This window comes from Pallidibacillus thermolactis (assembly GCF_025660415.1).
Classification (GTDB): Bacteria; Bacillota; Bacilli; order Bacillales; family Caldibacillaceae; genus Pallidibacillus; species Pallidibacillus thermolactis.
This window is the reverse complement of the sequence record NZ_JAOUSE010000024.1, coordinates 1-2,371: the sequence shown is the minus strand read 5'-3', so window position 1 is coordinate 2,371 and position 2,371 is coordinate 1. Positions and strand designations below refer to the sequence as shown.

At 39.2% G+C, this 2,371-nt stretch carries 1 protein-coding gene; it reads left to right on the top strand.

The window, feature by feature from the left end; all coding sequences use genetic code 11:
- The first annotated feature begins 729 nt into the window (after positions 1-729).
- Positions 730-2,214, top strand: a complete 1,485-nt coding sequence (locus OEV82_RS08775) for an aldehyde dehydrogenase family protein (protein WP_173661893.1) — start codon at positions 730-732, stop codon at positions 2,212-2,214.
- The last annotated feature ends 157 nt before the right edge of the window (positions 2,215-2,371 follow it).

Here is a 2,371-nt window from a genome sequence, read left to right as displayed (position 1 = left end):
AAACACTTTTTTCTCTACCCAACCGGTTTTTCTGCTTTCATCTCCCCGATGAAATCACTTTTTTCCCTACCCAACCGGTTTTTCTGCTTTCATCTCCCCGATGAAATCACTTTTTTCCCTACCTAATCGGATTTTCTGCGTTCATCTACCTGATGAAAACACTTTTTTCCCTACCCGACCGGTTTTTCTGCTTTCATCTACCTGATGAAAACACTTTTTTCTCTACCCAATCGGATTTTCTGCGTTCATCTGCCCGATGAAATCACTTTTTTTGCTACCCAATCGGATTTTCTGCGTTCATCTGCCTGATGAAATCACTTTTTTCCCTACCTAATCGGATTTTCTGCGTTCATCTGCCTGATGAAATCACTTTTTTCCCTACCCGACCGGTTTTTCTGCTTTCATTAAACCCTATCCACCGATTTTTCCAATTTCACCACAGCAATAGAAATATTTTTTCACACGTTCAATCGAATATCTATTTTTTTCTATCGACATTTTATTAACCTACCCTAATCTATCACTTTGGTTAATTTGAAATAGTTCTAGTAATCTTTTTTTGTCGATTCAAGATAAACATTCGCCAAACGGTTTGAAAAATGTCAAGTTTTGTTGCATTTTTTAGAAATGTTATAATTGAAAGAATTTTTAATCTCATGTATCATGAATGTTGGAGGCAACATCATAGATTCGCTTAATAGAATAATATATAAGGAGGAGTTAATATCTATGAGCCAAACTGCTATTAAACTGCGTGAAAAAGTAGAGAAGTTTTTAACGGGTACGAAGCGACTTTATATCAACGGTGAATTCGTCGAAAGCGTTTCCGGTAAGACTTTTGAATCTATCAACCCAGCTACAGGTGAAGTACTTGCCCATGTATCGGAAGCTGGTCCGGAAGATATTGATCTAGCTGTTAAAGCGGCACGTACAGCTTTCGACGAAGGACCATGGTCTAAAATGAAACCTGCTGAAAGAAGTCGATTGATTTATAGATTAGCAGATTTAATGGAAGAAAATAAAGCAGAATTAGCTGAATTGGAAACATTAGATAATGGTAAACCAATTCGTGAAACAATGAATGCCGATCTTCCACTAGCAATTGAACATTTACGTTATTATGCTGGTTGGACAACGAAAATTGTCGGTCAAACGATACCAGTAAATGGACCGTTTTTAAACTATACAAGACATGAACCGGTTGGTGTTGTCGGACAAATCATCCCATGGAATTTCCCGCTTCTTATGGCCATGTGGAAAATGGGGGCTGCTCTCGCCACAGGATGTACAATTGTCCTTAAACCAGCGGAACAAACACCACTTTCCGCATTATATTTAGCAGAATTAATAGAAGAAGCTGGGTTCCCTAAAGGTGTCGTAAACATTGTTCCTGGCTTTGGAGAAACTGCCGGCCAACCACTTGTTGATCATCCTTTAGTAGATAAAATTGCGTTTACCGGATCAACGGAAGTTGGTAAGCGCATCATGGAACGCGCTTCAAAATCATTAAAACGTGTAACTCTTGAACTAGGTGGAAAATCACCAAACATCATCTTACCAGATGCCGACTTTTCTAGAGCAATTCCTGGGGCATTAAATGGGGTTATGTTTAACCAAGGTCAAGTTTGTTGTGCTGGATCTCGTGTGTTCATTCAAAAGAAACAATATGACAACGTTGTGGCCGATATGGTTAGTCATGCAAAAAGTATTAAACAAGGATTCGGCTTAAAAGAAGATACGGAAATGGGACCACTTGTTTCCGATGAGCAGCATAATAAAGTGTTAAGCTATATCGAAAAAGGGGTAGATGAAGGAGCAGAACTGTTAACCGGTGGTAATGTTCCATTCGAACAAGGATACTTCGTAGAGCCAACAATCTTTGCTAACGTTGATAACAAAATGACGATTGCCCGTGAAGAAATTTTCGGTCCGGTTATCGCTGCACTTCCATATGAAGATATCGATGATTTAATTGACCGAGCAAATGATAGCAACTATGGATTAGCAGCGGGCGTTTGGACTCGTGACGTTGGAAAAGCTCACTACATTGCTAGCAAATTAAAAGCCGGCACTGTATGGGTAAACTGCTATAATGTATTTGATGCAGCAAGCCCGTTCGGCGGATACAAACAATCTGGTATTGGTCGTGAAATGGGTTCGTATGCATTAGACAACTATACTGAAGTGAAAAGTGTTTGGGTTTCTCTCAAATAAGATAAACTACCAAAAGAGGCTGACTCTATCAGCCTCTCAGCTTGTAGACAAAGTCCCTAACTAGTGGCCAAATCTACAGGTTTTTTTTGTATAATAGGGATAGAATTCTTGGTTAACGGGGGAAATTTAGGATGTTATCGAAGCGTACAGACAATAA